Here is a 19,042-nt window from a genome sequence, read left to right as displayed (position 1 = left end):
GCCGGTGCCGGTGATGGTGACGGTGGTGCCACCGCTGGTCGGGCCGGACGTCGGGTCGAGCCCGGTCACCACGGCGTTGCTGCCGTCGGCCAGGTAGGTGTAGTCCAGCGGTGCGGCCGAGCCGCCGGGCGTGGTGACCACGACGGCGGCCGGGCCGACCGGGTTCGTCGGGGTGACGGCGGTCAGCGAGGTGCCGTCGGGTGCCACCGTGACGTTGGTGGCGGGTACTCCGTCGAAGGTGACCGTGGTGTCCCCGGGCACGAAGCCGGTGCCGGTGATGGTGACGGTCTGGCCGCCGGACTGTGGACCGGAGTCCGGGTCGATCGCCGACGCGGTCGGTGCGACCGCCTGGTAGATGAAGCCGTCGGGAGCGACGGCGTCGGCGCCGGGGATCAGCACGGTGACGTCCACTGGGCCGGGTGTGCCGGGCGGGGTGGTGACGGTTAGTGAGGTGCCGCTCGGGTCGACCACCAGGTCGGTGCCGGGGTTGTCCCCGAAGGTGACCCCGGTGGCCCCGGTGAAGCCGGTGCCGGTGATCGTCACACTGGTGCCGCCGGTGCTCGGACCGGTGTCCGGCACGATCGAGGTGATTGCCGGCGCGATGTAGGTGAAGGTCGGCGCGGTGACCCGGCCGGCCGGGAAGACGACCTCGACCAGGGCCGGACCGGCCGGGTTGGGCGGGGTGACGACGGTGATGGTCGTCCCGGCGGGATCGATGGTGAAGTTGGTGCCGGGCAGCTCGTCGAAGTCGACCCCGACGGCGCCGGTAAGGCCGGTGCCGGTGATGGTGACGGTGGTGCCACCGCTGGTCGGGCCGGACGTCGGGTCGAGCCCGGTCACCACGGCGTTGCTGCCGTCGGCCAGGTAGGTGTAGTCCAGCGGTGCGGCCGAGCCGCCGGGCGTGGTGACCACGACGGCGGCCGGGCCGACCGGGTTCGTCGGGGTGACGGCGGTCAGCGAGGTGCCGTCGGGTGCCACCGTGACGTTGGTGGCGGGTACTCCGTCGAAGGTGACCGTGGTGTCCCCGGGCACGAAGCCGGTGCCGGTGATGGTGACGGTCTGGCCGCCGGACTGTGGACCGGAGTCCGGGTCGATCGCCGACGCGGTCGGCGGCACGGGCGCCGGCGGGCGTTCGCAGCTCGCCTGCGCCACGATCACCGTACCGACCGGGATGGTCACCGGCTCGCCGAGCACCGTTCCGGTCAGGGTGAGTGTGGCCAGGATGGTCGTCGCCGCCGCGCCGGCCGCCGTGGTGGTCTCGGTACGCGTCAACGTCGCGTCGAGGCTGGCCCCGAGCAGTCCCGGTACGGTGACGGCGGCGCTGCCCTGCACGCTCGGGCCGTTCGCCTCCAGGACGACGGCGGTACCGAAGAGCGAGAGGCCGGCGAGCGTGGTCTCGGCGGTCTGCGCCCCTACCAGCGGGCAGGTGGCCGTGGCGGTCACTTCGGCGGCGTCGAGGACGTCGATGCCGAGCACCGTCAGGTTCAGTCCGTTGACGCTGGAGAACGCCGAGGAGGCGGTTGCGCCACGGGTGGCGGTGACCTCCTCGACGGTGCCGTCGGCGGTCACCCCGATCGCCCCGGCCAGTGAGATGTCCACCAGGGTGGAAGTGTCGGTGCCGCCACCGGGCGGCGCGGTCGCGCTGCCGATCGTCGCATCCGCGTCGATCACCACGACGCCGGCGACGTCGGCGGAGAGATCGACCACCAGGCCGCGGGCGTTGGCGGAGCCCGGCTGGGCCAGGGCGGGCGCCGGCAGGTGTAGTACGGCGCCGCCGGCGACCAGCGTCACCGACAGCATGGACAGTATTCTCCGAATGGACGTCACGTTTCCCCCGCGGAATGTTCAGGCGCAGTACCGGTAGATGGCAGGCACAACCGAGGTCCCCGCCGCTTCCCTTCGGAAGAACGAGACAAAACCGGACGGGTTACGCGAAATGTTACAAAAGGTGTTTATCTGGTGACCGGGTGTCGCTGGTGCGGCGACACCGGCCCCCACCGGACCGCCGGCAACGCCAGAGCCCGCGGTATCCGAAGAGGACGCCAGCGTGGCTCACAGGTGCCCCGGACCGCCCGATGCCGTCAGTAACCGGTCGTGACCCCGACCCGTTGAGTGGGTAGAGACTGCGGCCAGCGGCAGTGAGGTCTGTGGCGTGACCGATTTCCCCTCCACTCGGTCCGCGGATGCCGGGCATGGAGGGTGGCGCTATGGCCGAGATCAGGGTTGTGGCTGTAATTGACTTCGGTACCCATGGTTGCGGTTTCGCCTGGACATTCCTGAGCCCCTTGCACGACGATCCCTGCCAACGGCAGATTTTCACCTGCGACGAGTGGCCGGGGCAGCCGTCTCCGTACCCGAAGACGCTCACGGCACTGATCATCGATCGTCGGGGCGACGTCTTGTCCTGGGGCTGGGAGGCGCACCGGATGTGGCGCACCCACGGTCTTGAGCTGTACCACACGGGGCACCGGTACAAGAAGCACTTCAAGTTGTCCCTCGCACGTTTCGGAGACGAGCGGCCGCCGCGTCGCGGGGTCTCCCTCAATGATTGCGAGGACAGCCCCGAGCGGCTCGTGGTGGCATTCCTGAAGAGGGTCTATCAGCGGGCGTTGACGGAGATCTCCGGGAGCGGCTACCGCGCGGACGAGATCCGCTGGTGTCTGACGGTCCCGGCGATCTGGGACGACTACCAGAAGCAGCTCATGCGCGAGGCGGCGTACGAGGCGGGAATGCCGACCGAGGACGGACGACTCATCCTTGCCCTGGAGCCCGAGGCCGCCGCCTACCACGCGCGAGTGTCGGGAGTCAGCGTCAATGGCGCTGAGGACGGTAGGGACCTCACCCAGCCCGGTACCAGATTCATGGTGGTCGACTGTGGCGGCGGGACCATCGACATCACTGCCTACCGCAACGACGAGAACGGGCTGATGGTCGAGATCGGTCGCGCCTACGGGGACAAGAGCGGATCGGCGTACCTGAACAAGGTGTTCGAGGAGACGGTACTCACCAAGCGACTGGGTGGCGTGGAGGAGATGCAGCGGCTCGCCAACCAGTGTCCCGCGGCGCTGGAGGACCTGCTCGACGCCTGGGAACGGGTCAAGGTGCACGCGACTGTCGATCTCGCGCATCCGCTGTACCTGCCGATCGGGAAGGCACTCGACCGCTGCCTGAGCGAGTCGGCGAGGTACGCGCTACCAGATCTGCAGGGCGGAGACGACGAGTACATCGTCGTCTCCCCGGACGAGGTCCGGGACATCTTCGAGGAGGTTGTTCCTCGTATTCTGGACATGATCGACCGACAGGTCGACGAGATGCGCGAGGCTGCCGGGCCGGCACAGTCGCCGGAGGTGGTCCTGCTCGTCGGAGGGTTCGCCGCATCGCCCTACCTTCAGCAACGCGTACGAGGCCACCTCCTCCGCCGGGCCGAGGTCCGCGTCGTACCCAGGTCGGCCATGGCGGTCTTGGCGGGAGCGGTGCACTTCGCCTACGATCCGCAGACCCGTGCGCGCCGATCCAAATACACCTACGGCATCGATGTGGTCACGTCGTTCGAGGAAGGCGCCGACCTGCCAGCCAAACGACGTGTCAACTCGCGGGGGGAGGTCAATTGCGTCGACAGGTTCGCCGTGTTCGTACGGGCCGGTGAGACTGTCCGGACCGGACACGAGACTGTCCAGGGATGCATTCCGGTCGAAGGCGACCAGACGGAGGTCGACGTGGACTTCTATGCGACCCGGGAACCCGAACCGCGGTACGTCGACGAGGTGGGCTGCTACCGGATCGGTCGGCTGACAGTGAATCTGGTCAAGGTGATGCACCTGGACCTGACGCAACGAAGCATCCGGGTCGCCATGCAGTTCGGCGAGACCGAGATCAAGGCTCGCGTCACCCTTGGTGGCAGCGACCTCCAACTGGACACGGTGCTCGATTTCGTGGCTCCCTAGCCGGCCGCGCTGCCCACGGTCAACCGCAACTCCGGCCGGGCGGTCCCACTCACCACCCCGGACGCGGCGGGACCCGACGACGGGGCATGGCCAGAAGCCAACCGGTCACGGCATGGGCGCGCCGGTGGGCATCGCGGCGAGGGGGAAGCGTCGGTCGAGCGCCGGCAGCATCGATCGGAGTGCCTTCACGGTCGCCCGCCGGTCGCCGCCGGCGTCGTGCAGCAGGACGATGGCGCCCGGATACACATCGGACGTGACGGTGCGGATGATGTTCCTGGCGCCGGGGCGAGCCCAGTCACGGGGGTCGACGGCCCAGTGCAACGAGGTCATCTGCAACTGTCGGGCCGCCCTGACGACGGCTCGCGTCCAGGCCCCGCCCGGTTGCCGGAAGTAGGGGATCGGGACTCCCGGTACCGCTGACCGGATCGCCTGGTTGGTCCGGGTCAGGTCGGCCAGGATGGCGGATCGGGAGCGGCTTCCCAGTCTCATGTCGTGTGCCCAGGAGTGGTTGCACAGGGTGTGTCCGTCGGCGGCGATGGCCCGTACCAGGTCGGGATGGGCTCGTACGTTGACACCCACCAGGCAGAAGGTGGCTTTGACGCCTGATTGGCGCAGTAGGGCCAGGATCGGAGGGGTGTAGCGGGGGTCCGGGCCGTCGTCGAAGGTGAGTGCGACCTGCGACGAGCCGGTGGTCACCCGGGCTCCGTACGGTCCGCCATGCTCTGCATCGAGTGGCCAGGCCGGGACCTGTGACGGGATGCTCGGGCTGGCGACCACGTCTCGTGAGGCCGGAGCGGACGAGGCGGGCACGCCCGACCCGGTGGTCGAAATGGGCCTGCTCACAGTGGAGCGCCGGCCGCCTTCGGAGCCGGTGATCACGCGTACGAGGACGTACGAGCCGGCGAGGACCACGGCGGCGACAAAGGCTGTCGTCCCCAGCTTCAAGAGTCTCGACATGCCGGCAATATTATATAGATTGTGTAACTAACGGCCGTTATTCCGTTTTCGCGCTTGATCACCCTCCAGGCGGATCACTCCGGACGCTCTGCCGGCGAGAGGGGTCGATGTCGAGCGCGCCGGTGTCGGACGGCAGCCGCGCGGCGACCGCGCTGTGCGCCTCCGCGGTGCTGGCGTGCTGCGCTGGCCCGAGCCGTGGTGGCCCCGGCGTAGGCGCCGCCGGTGGCGGTCATGGCGAAGTGTGGAAGTGCCCGGCCTGATACCCCGGTCGCGGCCGTCCCGCCGGGTAGTTGGAATGGGGTGGGTGTGCTGCGCGCGTCGATGGTGCGGCGGTGAAGCGTCGTGCCGGGCCGCTTCGCCGGATCACCGCCACCCGCGCCGATCCCATCGGGGGCGGGTGACCGGAGCAGTCGCGGCTACCGGCGGCGGGGGTAGGCCAGGGGATCGGAGTTGCTGATCTGGACATTCGATCCCATATTAGAACTTATAGTGCGATACGCTGGAGTGAGCGAGAGGCTCGCCGTCAAGCGCGTGCCGAACCCGCAAGAGCGGGACTGGAGGAGTCGTGCCGCACGCCGACACGCCGCGTCGGCGGCCACATTGCCCGGTCGATCGAACTAACGGCAGGGCGGCACGCCGCCGCCTGATTGAAGGGAGCGTCGTGCGGTGGTTCACGACCGTATGAGGGTACTGATGACATGCAGGGTCTTCGAACCCGGCTTTCGTGGTGGCGGTATTGTGCGGGCGATCGTCCAGACCGTCGACACGGTTTCTGACGATGTCGACCTGACGGTTGTCACACGGGATTGTGACGTCGGTTCCGCGGAGGTCTATCGAGACCTGTCCGGAAAATGGTGGGGCCGGCGACGCTCGCGCATCTTCTATCTGGACGTCCGTCGTCCTCTGCAGTGGCTCGGGTTGTGGCGCGAACTGCGAAGGACCAAATTCGACCTACTGCACGTCAACAGTTTGTGGGAACCACTCTTCACGGTGCTACCGATCGTCGCCGTACGGCTCGGGCTCGTCAACGCCCGCCGCGTCCTGCTCTCCCCGCACGGGGAGTTGTCGCCGGGAGCGTTGATGCTCAAGGGCAGGAAGAAGCGCCTGTTCCTGACTGTGTGGGCGCCTCTGCTGCGGCATGCCGACGTGACGTGGCATGCGGTGACGAACCGGGAGGCGGCGGAGATCAGGGCGGTGTTCCCGTGGGCCAAGATCCTGGTCAACCACTACCAGGTGCCGCTACCCGAGGAGCCACTGCCGCCGCAGGCCCCGAGCGACGGGCCGGTGCGACTGGTCTTCCTCGGGCGGATATCGCCGAAGAAGAACCTGGATATGGTGCTCGACGCTTTGAATCGGGTGTCGTCGCCGGTCGAGCTCGACATTTACGGCCCGTTGGAGGACGTCGCACACTGGTCACGCTGCGAGCAACTCATCTCCCGGCTTCCGCTGAATGTGACGGTCCGCTACCAGGGCGAGGTCGCGCCTTCGGCGGTCCGGCAAATCTTCTCCCGCTACGATGCCTTCGTGTTTCCCACGCTGGGAGAGAACTTCGGATTCGTCATCGCCGAGAGCCTGTCCGCGTCCTGCCCGGTGATCTGCTCGGATGAGACGCCCTGGTCCGATGTGCTCCACGACGGGGGAGGACGGGTCCTCGACGAACTCGCTCCCGCCGACCTGGCAAAGGAACTCGATCGCTTCGCGGCCATGACACCGCGCGAGCGCCTCGACGCACGCGAGCGAGCTGGAGACGCCTACCGGGCGTGGCGGCAGGCTGTCGGCAACGACAACCTGCTGGACCGGGTACGGACAGCCGGGCTGATTCCGTCGGGTGCGGGTGTGTGACCGCATCGGCCGCAACGGGTCGGGCACCGGCGACGTGTCCACTCCACGAGAGGTCGAACACCTCGCGTCTGCCTCCAGGTCAGTGGTTTAGAAAAAAGCCGCAAAACGGCTATATCGCCATCTAAGCTGTCAGAGCGCATCCGCCAGACACGTGAGGCAGGAGCAGGCGCTTCGGCTACCGGCCGCCCCTGGTCCAGGTCCACCGCAGCGCGGCCGGTGCGCCGCTGCTCGGACCCAGACCCGGGCACTGGCTCTGTTATCTCTCCGCACCATCCGGGTTTCGGAGGGCTGCCGCCGAGGCGTCAGCACTAGTCGTAAAGGACCAGGCTTTGAAGATCACCGTTATCGGTTCCGGGCATCTCGGAGCCCCGCACGCCGCCGGCATGGCGGACATCGGCCACCACGTCGTCGGTGTCGACACCGACCTGGCGAAAATCGCTGCCCTCAATGCCGGGCGAGGCTGGTTTCATGAACCCGGACTCGACGACCTGCTGACCCGCAACATCGGCACCGGAAGACTTCGGTTCACCACCGACCTCACCGACGCCGCGGCGCACGGCGAGGTGCACTTCCTGGCTGTCGGCACCCCGTCCGGTCCGGACGGCTCCTACGACCTGTCCCAACTCACCGCGGCCGTCAGCGCGCTCGCTCCGCATCTGCACCGCCCTTGCCTGATCGTCGGCAAGTCCACCGTGTCACCCGGCACCGCCCGCGCCGTGGAGGCCCTGGTCCGCCGGCTCGCTCCCGCCGGCGACGCGGTGGAGGTGGCCTGGAACCCCGAGTTCCTCCGCGAAGGTACCGCCGTCGCCGACACGCTCACGCCCGACCGGATCGTCATCGGCGTCAGCTCCGCGGAAGCCGAGAAGTCCCTCCGGGCGCTCTACGCGCCGATCATCAAGAGCCACGGATGCCCCCTCGTCGTCACCGACCTCGCCACCGCGGAAATGGTCAAGGCGACCGCCAACGCCTACCTCGCCACCCGGATCAGCTTCATCAACGCCGTTGCCGAGATGAGCGCAGCCATCGGCGCCAACGTGACCGATCTCGTCGAAGCCATCGGCTACGACACTCGCATCGGGCATCACTACCTTCAGCCCGGCCTCGGGTTCGGCGGCGGCTGCCTCCCCAAAGACCTGCATGCCTTCACCCACCAGGCCGACAGCACCGGCAGTACCGAAGCCGCCGCGCTCCTGCGTGCCGTCGACACCGTCAACCGGCACCGGCGCCACCTGGCCGTCGAACTCGCCCGCACGGTCCTCGACGGGAACCTTGCCGGCCGCCGCGTCGCCGTCTGGGGCGCTGCCTTCAAGGCCGGCGTCGACGACGTGCGCGATTCCCCCGGCCTGGACGTCGCCGTACGACTCCACCAGGCCGGCGCCCAGGTGGCCGTCTACGACCCCCAGGGCATGGCCCAAGCCCGCCACACCGCCCCCGCACTCAGCTACGCGCCCACCGCTGCCGACGCCGCCCAAGACGCCGACCTCGTCCTCGTCACCACCGGGTGGCCCGAGTTCCGCAGCCTCGACCCGTACGCCATCGGCGACAGGACCGCCGTCCGCCGGCTCATCGACACTCAAGGGGTGATCGTCACGGCACGATGGCGCGCCGCCGGTTGGGCCGTCACCGACATCAGCTACCGACCCGCATCTCGACCGGCGCAGCGAGGCCCGTCCCGCCAACTGGTCTGACGGAACGACGGCCGGAAGCCTCCACCGTCAACGGTCCTCGTTGGTGAGCGCCAGGCGGTGTCGACGTCGGCGGAGAGCCGGAGTCACCTGCGGCCACAACGGACCGTGCGACGTGGTCGGCGTACCCCAGCGGTTGCACACCGACCGCCTTCGACCTCGACCGAATTGTCGGCCCAAATGCCGCATAACGACCAATCATCTCACTATAGTTTGCCATACATCGGTCGGCCCGAGGCCTGCCGTCCGTCTGCTTTCGGGCCGTGTCCAGGGCAGGAGTTGTGTGATCCTCGCGTTCCAGTCTGGTCCACTGTCGCTCCCGGCTGCGGTCCGCCAGACCGTCGCCCGGTACGACGCCTCCGTCCTGCTCACCCTCGGTGAGGACCTCGAATCTGCGGTCGCGGAGAACGGTACGCGGACTGGCTGTCCACTGCCGGAGTGGAGCCAGCCATGAGCACGCTGACCCGGAGCGCGCGCCGGGCGAAGACGTCCAACGGAACACGACTCGCCGTCGTCGCCACGTCAGCGTTCAACGTCGTCTCGACCGGGACCGCCGGGATAGCGGGAATCGTCATCGCGCGGTCGCTCGGTCCGAGCGCCAGGGGCGAGTACGCGGCAATCATGGTGTGGTTCGTGCTCCTGCTCGTGGTCGGCGGGCTCGGCCAGTCGGCGGCGACCACGTTCTTTGTCGCCCGCGATCCCGGTCGGGCCCCCGACTACGTGGCTGTGTCCCGGAACATCTTGGTCGTCTCCGGAGTGGTGACACTCGCCGTCGGGATGATCGCCGCCCCGCTGCTCGGTTCGGACAGCGAAACCGTAGTGTGGGCCTACCGGCTCATGTTCGCCACCTGTCTGGCCGCGTTCGTGGGTCTCAGTTACACGTTCGCGCTCCAGGGCTCGAGCATCGCTCGGTGGAATCTGGCGCGGATCTCCCAGCCGGTCGGCTACCTGGTCGTGGTCGTCGTGCTACACGCCACCGGTCAGCTCAACCTGATCACCGTGTTGACCGCGTTCTCCGCCACGATGGTGGCCCAGACGGTGCTGGCCTACGGGTTGTGCGCACGCGACCGGCTCACCGGGGGGCGGCCAAGTCTCGTCCTGGTCCGTCCGATGGCGCGTTACGGTGTCGGGCAGCTCGCGGCCACGATACCGCTGGTGGCGATCGCCCGGCTCGACCAGTTGGCCCTTTCGGTCACGGACGACCCGTCCGCGCTCGGCAACTACGCGGTGGCTGCCTCGCTGACCGCCCTCGCCGTCCCGGTCGCGGCGGGCCTGGGCTATGTCGCGTTCCCCCTAATCGCCGCGCAGCGAGGTCCGCGGTCGGCGACGACGCGGCTGCAGTGGCGGGCCGTGGCCGTGAGCGCTGCCATCGCCGTCGCGCTGATGCTCCCGCTGGCCGCGCTCGCGCCCTGGCTGGTCCCTATGGTGTTCGGTCCGGGTTTCGACAACGCCGTCGTGCTGGTGGTCCTGCTGACCCCGGGCGGCGTCTTCATGGCTTGCCAGCAGGTGTGCGCGGACCTCCTGCGTGGACACGGCCGGCCGCTCGCCGCCGGGTGGGCCCAGGCGGTCGCCGCCGGGGTGATGGTCGTACTGCTCGGCACGCTGATGCCGGTCCTGGGTCCGCCGGGCGCCGCCCTGGCCTCCAGCATCTCGACGGGCGTGGCGTTCCTGCTGCTTCTCCGCGCGCTGAGCCGCGCCCTGGCTGCCGACGAACAGAAAGAGCCGGTGCCGTGATTGTCTTCGTTGTCGAGTGTCCGAGCCCCCGCACACTCCCGTGCTCAACCGGCCGCGCGACGAACTCGACGGAGAGCTGCCCGTCTTCTACCTCTGCGGTACCGACACCTGGCACGGCTGGGCCGAGACCGCCGCGACGTGGCGACGCTGCGCGCCGAGTGGGGGTCTGCGGACCGCATCGTTCCGTCGCACAGTGAGACGCGTGCTGCTGGGGGTCGACGAAGCCCTGGGATTCGGCACTCGGGTGATCGCCACGCTTGAGGTGGTGGCGGCGGACGATCTGTGCACCGAGGCAACGGACCGCCGATGCCTCGCGGTCGATCCGCCAGCGCTCGCCTTCGCCATGCTCGCCGAGTACCGTCAGGGCCCGCCGCGGGCCTAGCGCCTGCAGTGCGCGGACACCGCCCGGGACATGGCGGACCGGCTGCGCGAACCCACCCGACGGTACGTCGAGGCGGTCAGGGCTTGATGAAGATCGCCGTGTCCGAGACGCCGGAACTGGTCCAGATGTGTCGCCACTGCCCGACCGCGTTGGCCACCTCCGCCCACACCTGAGTCGCCGGACCCTGCGCCGGCTTTCTCGACACCGGAGAGCGGGAAAGCGACGGTAGGAACCTCTCGACGTTGTCGACGATGAGTAGACCGCCCGAGCGGAGCTTGCCGAGAGAGAGCCGGGCGCAGGCGTCGCGGTAGATCCCGTCGACGAGCGCGAAGTCGAGGCTGCCCTCATCGAAGCGCAGCAGTGTTCGGACGTACTCGCTCTCGGCACCTCGGTCGAGCGGCACGTCCGGTGCCGCGAACAGATGGTCGACGTTGTGGGCGCCCTGGGTCTTCAACCTCGCCGAGATCATGTCGTGCCACACGTCGTCGTGCTCCACGCTGGTCAGGTGCCGCACCCGTTGCGACAGCCAGAGGGTGCTGCGGCCAGAACCGAACTCCACGCCTCGGTCGCCCGGGCGTAGCAGGGTGGACAGGATCTGCGTGGCCTGCGGAGTGAGCCAGGGCGCATCGGGATGGCTGCGACTGTAGAGCATCTCGCGCGTGCGGTCGAGGAGGTAGCGGGGGGTCCAGTGGGCAAAGCTGCGCATCTGTTCTCCAATCACCAGTACTCAAGCAGGACGGCGGACATGTCCCGCAAACTGACGCCCGACACCTCCGTGTCCCGGAGAACGCCGTGGCGGTCCGGACGGGCGACTGATAGCCGTACGCCGCGAGGAGGGCCGGACGGTCCGCGTACACCGCCTTCGACGCCGCCGTTCAGTGGAGCGCGGCCCACGGTTGTCAGCGTCTGCGGGCCGATCCGCCCGCGGAGCGGGAAGTGGGCCGGTCGAGCGATGTTGCCGAACTGCCGGCCACGGTTGGCCGGATGCGTCCAGGCGTAGGTGAGCGCCTGCCGGATGTGTCGAGCGGCAGTGTCGGGCCGGGCCATCCAATTCTCCTGTCGGTAATCAGGAACCACACGACTACGAGCACCGCGAGCCGCATGCCGGCACGTACGGTGAAGGTGAAGGTGCCCCAGGCCAGGTCGGGTAGGCCCGCGGCGACGATGACGGCGGCGGCGTACGCCAGAAGCGCGTGCCGGCCCATGAGCGGACGGGCTGAGGCCCGGGCCAGGAAGAGGTCGGCGGCCCGCACGGCGAAGCCCACGATGGGCACCATGAGCACCAGGCCGATGAGTCCGAAGTTGTAGAGCCACTCGCCCTGGAACAGTGCCGCGTCGGAGTGGCCGCTGTTCACGAGTTCGGGGTGCAGGATAGGCACCAACTCCGCACCGAAGCCCGGCGGCTTGGTCGGCCAGACGGCGCGCGGGATGAGCGAGACCACCGCTGCCCAGAAGGTGTGGCCCCAGGCGTGGGCAAGGAGACCAGCATCATTGTGATCTAGCAGAGTGCCGAAGACCTCCAACGGACTCGCCACGGACTCGAGCCCGGTGCCGGTGACCTGTACACCTGGATGGTTCGCCCGTACCGCGTCCATACGCATGTTGGCCATCATCAGCAGGATCGGTACCGAGGCGGGGATGACCAGGGCTTTCACCAGTCGGGTTCGCATTCGCCGGGCTATCACGATCAGCAGGGCGAAGCCCAGCGAACCGAGCATCAGCCGACCGTAGCTGTTGGAGGTGACCACCGAGAGCGCGAATCCTCCCGCTGCCAGCAGACAGCCGAGCAGCGGCGGCCGGCGCTCGTCGTCCAGGAGGCCGATCACGACCAGCAGGGCGCCGACGAATCCGGCGGCCTGGCTCAGGTGGCGCAGCGACCCAACAAGCTCAAGCGAGGTGACGGCGCCACCGCAGGTGACGAGGACCCCGATCCAGGTGAGCCGGCGAAGGAACGCCGGATCGACGGGACGTGGCCCGGGCGGCTCCGGCGGCGGGTCCTTCGTCCAGAACAGCAGCCAGGTGGTCACGTGGCCGAAGTAGCACAACACCAGCGCCCGCAGCAGGGATTCCCCATCGGCCTCGCCGGCGAGCAGGTACAGCCCGGCGAAGCCGACGAAGAGAGCGAACGCGAAGTTGTAGACGCCGACCGCGCTGACGGCGGTTCCACCGTGGCGCCAATAGACCCACAGCCCGAAAAGCAGGGCGGCACAGGAGAGTGCGAAAATCGCGCGGGTTTGGCCGACCGTCGGTACGTCCGAGTCGAGCAACAGGCCGAGAAGCCCGAACAGGTACCATCCGGCTCCCGCTGCCGCGACTCGGAATACCGTGCGCCTCCGGCCCGGGCTCTCGGGTGAGGGGGGTGGGCCGGCCGCCGCGATGGCGAGGGCAGGCTGCGCCCCGGGGTGGCGGAGCCCGATGTGGACGGTCACCCGGCCAGTTCTCCGTATCGGACGACCGGCAGCGCACCGTCGGTGTGTGCCGCGACCACGACGGCGTCGGTGACCGTCGGCGCCGGCGCCGTGGCCTTGATGATCACGTCGAGCATGCTGGGCATCCCTCCAACCCGGATAACGAACCAGCGAAGCACCGAGTCAGCATAGAGCGAGCTTTCCGAACGATAAGGAGAGATACGAAAAACCGCCTGAGAGTGCCTGTATTCGGAACTAGGCCGACAAAGCACCTGGTGAAGAACGGAGCGGATGCCCGCCGGATCCGTGACCGTCTCACCTTCACCGCAACGTGACGCTGTATGGTTTGCGATCTGGCTGGCGATCCAATGCTGGCGTGCCGAGATGTCGAGGGTGGTATGGAGTTCTTGGGCAGTCCCGAGCTGTGGGTCGCGTTCGCGACGCTGCTGCTGCTGGAGGTCGTGCTGGGCATCGACAACGTGGTGTTCATCTCGATCCTGGCCGGTCGGCTGCCCGAGCACCAGCAGGCGCGCGCCCGCACCATCGGCCTGTCGCTGGCCCTGGTGACCCGGCTGCTGCTGCTGGCGTCACTGTCCTGGGTGATCGGGCTGACCGCACCGCTGTTCACGGTCTTCGGGCAGGAAATCTCCGGTCGTGACCTGATCCTGTTGCTGGGCGGGTTGTTCCTGCTCGGCAAGGCCACCTATGAAATACACGAGCATCTCGAGGGTGCCGAACACGGCCGCTCAGCCCGGGCCACGTCGTCGTTCGCGGCGGTGATCGTCCAGATCCTCATCCTCGACATCGTCTTCTCCCTCGACTCCGTGATCACCGCAGTCGGCATGGTGGACCAGTTGTTCATCATGGTGGCGGCCGTCGTGGTCGCAATGGTGATCATGTTGGTGTCGGCCGGCACCGTCAGCCGGTTCGTCAACACGCATCCGACGGTCAAGATGCTGGCTCTGTCGTTCCTGCTGCTCATCGGCGCCAGCCTGATCGCCGAGGGCTTCGACCAGCACATCCCCAAGGGATACGTGTACGGCCCGATCGCGTTCTCCATCTTCGTCGAGTTCCTCAACCTGCGGGTACGGGCCCGTCAGCAGCGGAGCGCGGCGCAGCCCGTGCACCTGCACCCCACCTACGTCAAGTCACCGGAGACCGAGAACTCGACCGCCTCGGCGACTGAGGCTGGTCCCCGTAGTCGCCCGCCGACGAGCTGACCGGCGGTGGCCCCCGACCGGGGCAGGGACAGCCGTGGACGCGTCGCCTGGTCGGCGGGGCCTGGGACCGGCGTCGGATCGGCCGCGCGGATGTCGTAGGGCCGTAACACCTGCCGCTGTACAGTTTCCGCAGGATCCGGACGAGGCAGGGAGGTGGACCGTCGACGCGACCTTGTTGCGGATCGGGGAGGTCGCCGCTCAAGCCGGCGTCTCGCCGCGCACCGTCGACTTCTACACCAGTCTCGACCTCATCGCCCCCGCCGCCCGTTCCGGCGGCAACTACCGGCTCTACGACCCCGAGGTGATCGAGCGGATCACCACGATCCGTGCTCTGGAGGCGCACGGTGTGCCGTTGCAGGAGATCGCGGCGGCGTTGCGTCAACCGGTGGCCGACGACCTCGACGCCAGGCTCGACCAACTCGACAACGCCCTGCATGCCCTGCAGGCCGCCGCGCGACACAGTGACGAACACGCCCACGGCCTGCTCACCGCGATCACGACCCGCGCTCACGCCCTCATCGCGACCGCCCTCGACCTCACCGCCGGGCTACCTCCGCCCGCCTGAGTCCCGTCCACCGCACGGCGGAGCTGTCGGCAATTCGTCGGGCCGACGGGCGAGGATCCACCACACCCACCGTAAACCCGGTGAACCCCAGTGGACGGCGCACTAGCGTGGGGCGATGAACCTTGATCCGGTGATGCACAACCGGGCCGCCTGGGACCGGCAGGTCGACAAGGGCAACGAATGGTCGCGGCCGGTCTCCGCGGAGACGATCGCCAGGGCACGGGCCGGCGACTGGTCGGTCGTACTCATCGGCTATCAGCCCGTCGACCGCGCCTGGTTTCCGGCCGACCTCACCGGCGCGGACGTGCTGTGCCTGGCGTCCGGTGGCGGGCAGCAGGGTCCGACACTCGCCGCCGCCGGTGCCCGGGTCACCGTCTTCGACAACTCGCCGCGTCAGCTCGAACAGGACGACATGGTGGCCCACCGGGACGGCCTGGAGCTGCGGACCGTCCTCGGCGACATGCGTGACCTGTCGGTCTTCGCCGACTCCGCCTTCGATCTCGTCTTCAACCCCGTCTCCAACCTGTTCGTGCCCGAACTCGCCCCGGTGTGGCGGGAGTGCTTTCGGGTGTTGCGCCCGGGCGGTGCGCTGCTCTGCGGTTTCGTCAACCCCGACGTTTTCCTCTTCGACCACGAGGCGTTGGACGAGCGCGGCGAACTGGTGGTTCGCCACCGGCTCCCGTACAGCGACCTCACACACGTCCCGGCCGAGGAACGCGCGCGGTTGTGGGGTGCGGACGCACCGCTGGAGTACAGCCACACGCTGGCCGAGCAGATCGGAGGTCAGCTCGCCGCCGGCTTTGTCGTCGCTGGGTTCGCGGAGGCGCCGCACCACTCCGACGCCACCGCCGGCTGGCTGCCCGGCTACTTCGCGACCCGGGCGGTCAAGCCACCCCGATAGTTCCCCCTCCGAGGAGCAACCCTTGCCACCGGCCACCGCGCCCGGCTCGGCCGTTCGATCGTCGGCCACTGTCGGTAGCTGGACCCCGATATTGGCCATGGCCGAGCCGACGGCGAGGGCGAGGCTGATCCGGACCCTCCTGCGGCGGGCGTCGCGTGCCCGGCGCTGGCCGGGTGACTTCGAGGCGTGCGAGACTGGCGGCGCAGGCCACCGGGGGGATCGGATGCCGCTGGAGAACGAGGACCGGCCGTCGGACTCGCCGTACGTCCATCGCGTGTGGCGCAGCCAGGCATCCGGGGTCGCGCGGATGACCTCGATCGCCACCTCGAACTGGGAGCTGGTGTTCTGGGAGCGGCTCGGCAGTGTCCACGCCGCCGTACGCGGTCCGGAGACCACGGTTTCGAGCGTCGAGGTGCCGGACGGGTCGGCGTCGGTTGGGATCACGTTCGCGCACGGCACCTCGATGCCGCACCTGCCCGCGGCGCGGCTGGTCGACTCCGCTCTGGAGAGCCCGCACGCGACCGCGACCACGTTCACGCTGCGCGGCGAGGAGTGGCTCATCCCCGACTTCGAGAGTGCGGAGCAGTTCGTCGCCCGGCTGGTGCGGCAGGGCGTGGTCGTGCGGGATCCGCTCGTCGACGAGGTCGTGACCGGCGGGATGCCGGAGCTCGGCACGAGGTCGGTGCAGCGCCGCGTCGCGGCGGCGACCGGGCTCACCCAGGGCGGCATCCGGCAGATCGAGCGGGCCCGGCAGGCCGCGGTCCTGCTCGGTGAGGGCGTCGTACCGCTCGAGGTCGTCAACCGGCTCGGCTACTACGACCAGCCGCACCTCGCCCGCTCGCTCCAGCGCTTCATCGGCCGTACCGCGACCGAACTGCGCCGGCCGGACGCGGCCGCGCAGCCCCTGTCGCTTCTGTACAAGATCGGCGACCCCGCCGGTTCCTAGCCTGGATGCGAGGCGGTACCGCGCCGCCGCGGGGGCATCCCCGCACCGCTACCAGGAAGGCAATCCAGATGACCGAGAACGCCCGCGCGGCCGTGGTGTCCGCCGACGGCACCGTGATCGCGTTCAGCGCGTGGGGCAGGGGCGAGCCGCTGATCATCATCGACGGCGCGACCGCCTACCCCGCGATCAACCCGCTCGACGAGGAGATCGGCCGGCTGCTCGGCGACGAGTTCCGGACCTACGCCTACGACCGGCGCGGCCGGGGCGAGAGCACGGACACGGCGCCGTACGCGGTGTCGCGCGAGATCGAGGACCTCGCCGCGCTCATCACGGTCGCGGGGGCGCCGGCGACCGTGTTCGGCTGGTCGTCCGGCGCGGTCCTCGCGCTCGACGCGGCGGCAGCCGGACTGCCGATCAGCCGGCTCGTGCTCTTCGAGCCGCCGTTCGTGGTCGACGGCAGCCGCCCGCCGCTGCCGGCGGACTATGTGCGGCGCCTCGACGCCGCCGTCGCCGACGGTCGGCCCGGCGACGCCGCCGAGCTGTTCCTGACCGCTGCGGCAGGGCTGCCCGCCGAGGCCGTCGAGGGAATCCGGCAGAGCGACTTCTGGCCGGTCATGGAGGCGGTGGCGCCGACTATCGCCTACGACGGCCGGATCATCGGAACCACCATGTCGAGGGCGCCGCTGCCCCGCGACCGCTGGGCTGCCGTCAGCGCGCCCACGCTCGTGCTGCACGGCACCGGGACGTTCCCGTTCATCGTCACCGCCGCCCACGCGCTCACCGAACTGCTGCCGACCGCGACCCTGCGGGCCGTCGAGGGCGAGCAGCACAGCGCGCCCGCCGATGTGCTCGCCGCCGCGCTGCGCGACTTCGCGTACACCCGCTGACCGGCCGAGGAGAGGACCAGAGATGGGAAGGATCGTGGTCACCGAGTTCATCTCGCTCGACGGCGTCGTGGAGGCGCCCGGCGGGGAGGACTTCAAGTACCCGAACTGGAGCTTCGAGTTCGACCGTGGCGAGGAGGGCGAGCGGTTCAAGGTCGACGAGGCGCTCGGCGCCCAGGCGCTGCTGCTCGGCCGCCGTACCTACCAGGGGTTCGCCTCGGCCTGGCCGCAGTACGAGGGCGAACTCGCCGACAAGTACAACGGGATGCCGAAGTACCTCGTCTCGCGCACGCTCACCGACCCCACCTGGAACAACACCCGGGTCCTCTCCGGCGGGCTGGTCGACGAGGTGACCCGGCTCAAGGACGAGGTCACCGGCGACATCTCGGTCGCCGGCAGCATCCAGCTCGTCCAGGGGCTGCTCGAACACGACCTCGTCGACGCACTCCACCTGATGATGTTCCCGGTCCTGCTCGGCACCGGGCGGCGACTGTTCGGGGAGACCTCGGACAGGTCGACGTGGAAGCTGACGGACTCGATCACGGTCGGCGAGGGCGTACTCATCACGACCCTCCAGCGGGCTCGGTGACCGTCCGGCGCGCTCGCTCGTTTCGTCATCACGGGGTGGTCACCGCGTTTGGCCGGTCCCGCAGCGGGTAGCCCGGCGGCGCCGCGTGGCGATCCCGCTATCGTCAGCACGCGTTCCCCACGCTGCCGGGAGGTTCGAGATGACCGTCGCGATGCCCGCGATCACGTTGCCGTCGGGCCGGACGATGCCGGTGCTCGGTCAGGGGACGTGGTATCTGGGGGAGAGTCCGGGGAAGCGGCAGGACGAGATCGCGGCGCTGCGTACCGGGCTGGATCTCGGGATGACGATGATCGACACCGCCGAGATGTACGGCAGCGGCTCCTCGGAGGAACTGGTCGGTGCGGCGATCGCCGGGCGCCGCGACGAGATCTTCCTGGTCGACAAGGTGCTGCCGGCGAACGCGACCCGGCAGGGCACGGTGCAGGCGTGCCGCCGCAGCCTGCGCCGGCTCGGTACCGACCACATCGACCTCTACCTGCTGCACTGGCGCGGCAGCCATCCGCTGGCCGAGACGGTCGAGGCGTTCGCCGAGCTGGTGAAGGCGGGCGACATCGGGCAGTGGGGAGTGAGCAACTTCGACCTGTCGGACATGATCGACCTGATGGACGCCGGCGGTGACTCCTGCGCGGCCAACCAGATCCTCTACAACCTGACCCGGCGTGGCCCGGAGTACGACCTGCTGCCGTGGCTGCGCGAGCACGGGATTCCGGTGATGGCGTACTCGCCGATCGAGCAGGGCCGGTTGCTGGGTGATGCCCAGCTCTCCGAGGTCGCGGCCCGGCACCAGGTCACGCCGGCGCAGGTGGCGCTGGCCTGGGTGTTGCGGCGGGACTCGGTGGCGGCGATTCCCCGCTCGTCGGATTCCGGGCACACCCGGGAGAACGCCGGGGCACTGGAGCTGCGCCTCGGCGAGGAGGACCTGGCCGTACTCGACACGGTCTTCCCACCGCCGGGCGGCCCGCAGCCGCTGGAGATGCTCTAGTTT

16 protein-coding genes are annotated in these 19,042 nt (G+C 69.2%); 12 read left to right on the top strand and 4 right to left on the bottom strand.

Annotated features, from left to right (window positions below):
• On the bottom strand, positions 1–1,800 hold a 1,800-nt coding region (locus tag R6Y94_RS43520; protein ID WP_318403156.1), incomplete at its 3' end, for an IPT/TIG domain-containing protein.
• 407 nt (positions 1,801–2,207) lie between these two features.
• Here R6Y94_RS43520 and R6Y94_RS43515 point away from each other — a divergent pair.
• Complete coding sequence (locus R6Y94_RS43515; RefSeq protein WP_318403154.1) at positions 2,208–3,944, top strand: hypothetical protein; 1,737 nt, start codon at positions 2,208–2,210, stop codon at positions 3,942–3,944.
• Between the two features lie 105 nt (positions 3,945–4,049).
• On the opposite strand, the gene R6Y94_RS43510 is transcribed toward R6Y94_RS43515, so the two are convergent.
• Entirely contained in the window at positions 4,050–4,901 is an 852-nt protein-coding gene (locus tag R6Y94_RS43510; protein ID WP_318403152.1) for a polysaccharide deacetylase family protein, read from the bottom strand.
• A 738-nt stretch (positions 4,902–5,639) separates the two neighbouring features.
• Here R6Y94_RS43510 and R6Y94_RS43505 point away from each other — a divergent pair.
• From R6Y94_RS43505 to R6Y94_RS43490, 4 genes are all read left to right on the top strand, one after another.
• Positions 5,640–6,743, top strand: a complete 1,104-nt coding sequence (locus tag R6Y94_RS43505; RefSeq protein ID WP_318403150.1) for a glycosyltransferase family 4 protein — start codon at positions 5,640–5,642, stop codon at positions 6,741–6,743.
• Between the two features lie 329 nt (positions 6,744–7,072).
• A complete protein-coding gene (locus R6Y94_RS43500) occupies positions 7,073–8,431 on the top strand; it encodes a UDP-glucose/GDP-mannose dehydrogenase family protein (RefSeq protein ID WP_318403148.1) in 1,359 nt (452 codons plus the stop codon).
• A 447-nt stretch (positions 8,432–8,878) separates the two neighbouring features.
• The gene (locus R6Y94_RS43495) at positions 8,879–10,162 is read left to right on the top strand and encodes an oligosaccharide flippase family protein (RefSeq protein WP_318403147.1); all 1,284 of its coding nucleotides are present in this window, start codon (positions 8,879–8,881) and stop codon (positions 10,160–10,162) included.
• Between the two features lie 202 nt (positions 10,163–10,364).
• Positions 10,365–10,544 carry a hypothetical protein gene (locus tag R6Y94_RS43490; protein ID WP_318403145.1) on the top strand — a complete coding sequence of 60 codons (180 nt, stop codon included), beginning with the start codon at positions 10,365–10,367 and terminating at the stop codon, positions 10,542–10,544.
• A 76-nt stretch (positions 10,545–10,620) separates the two neighbouring features.
• Here R6Y94_RS43490 and R6Y94_RS43485 read toward each other — a convergent pair whose 3' ends face one another.
• Both R6Y94_RS43485 and R6Y94_RS43480 read right to left on the bottom strand, forming a co-directional pair.
• The gene (locus R6Y94_RS43485) at positions 10,621–11,250 is read right to left on the bottom strand and encodes a class I SAM-dependent methyltransferase (RefSeq protein ID WP_318403144.1); all 630 of its coding nucleotides are present in this window, start codon (positions 11,248–11,250) and stop codon (positions 10,621–10,623) included.
• A gap of 193 nt (positions 11,251–11,443) precedes the next feature.
• Positions 11,444–12,811 carry a hypothetical protein gene (locus R6Y94_RS43480; protein WP_318403143.1) on the bottom strand — a complete coding sequence of 456 codons (1,368 nt, stop codon included), beginning with the start codon at positions 12,809–12,811 and terminating at the stop codon, positions 11,444–11,446.
• Positions 12,812–13,350: 539 nt separating this feature from the next.
• Between R6Y94_RS43480 and R6Y94_RS43475 the strand changes: the two genes are divergently transcribed.
• From R6Y94_RS43475 to R6Y94_RS43445, 7 genes are all read left to right on the top strand, one after another.
• Positions 13,351–14,172, top strand: coding sequence for a TerC family protein (locus R6Y94_RS43475; protein WP_318403141.1), 822 nt, complete (start codon positions 13,351–13,353; stop codon positions 14,170–14,172).
• A 175-nt stretch (positions 14,173–14,347) separates the two neighbouring features.
• Entirely contained in the window at positions 14,348–14,737 is a 390-nt protein-coding gene (locus R6Y94_RS43470) for a MerR family transcriptional regulator (RefSeq protein ID WP_318403139.1), read from the top strand.
• Positions 14,738–14,852: 115 nt separating this feature from the next.
• Positions 14,853–15,638 (top strand): class I SAM-dependent methyltransferase, encoded by a 786-nt coding sequence (locus tag R6Y94_RS43465; RefSeq protein WP_318403137.1) that lies wholly within the window; start codon positions 14,853–14,855, stop codon positions 15,636–15,638.
• 223 nt (positions 15,639–15,861) lie between these two features.
• On the top strand, positions 15,862–16,584 hold the full coding sequence (locus R6Y94_RS43460) for an AraC family transcriptional regulator (protein WP_318403136.1): 723 nt from the start codon (positions 15,862–15,864) through the stop codon (positions 16,582–16,584).
• A 68-nt stretch (positions 16,585–16,652) separates the two neighbouring features.
• On the top strand, positions 16,653–17,471 hold the full coding sequence (locus tag R6Y94_RS43455; RefSeq protein WP_318403134.1) for an alpha/beta hydrolase: 819 nt from the start codon (positions 16,653–16,655) through the stop codon (positions 17,469–17,471).
• Positions 17,472–17,493: 22 nt separating this feature from the next.
• Positions 17,494–18,057: a dihydrofolate reductase family protein gene (locus R6Y94_RS43450; RefSeq protein ID WP_318403133.1), complete on the top strand. Its 564-nt coding sequence runs from the start codon at positions 17,494–17,496 to the stop codon at positions 18,055–18,057.
• 139 nt (positions 18,058–18,196) lie between these two features.
• Positions 18,197–19,039, top strand: coding sequence for an aldo/keto reductase (locus tag R6Y94_RS43445; protein ID WP_318403131.1), 843 nt, complete (start codon positions 18,197–18,199; stop codon positions 19,037–19,039).
• Positions 19,040–19,042 lie beyond the last annotated feature (3 nt).

The sequence above is a fragment of the Plantactinospora sp. KLBMP9567 genome, assembly GCF_033446045.1.
Lineage (GTDB): Bacteria > Actinomycetota > Actinomycetes > Mycobacteriales > Micromonosporaceae > Plantactinospora.
Note: the sequence above shows the minus strand (reverse complement) of the source record. Positions and strands in the feature narration are given on the sequence as shown.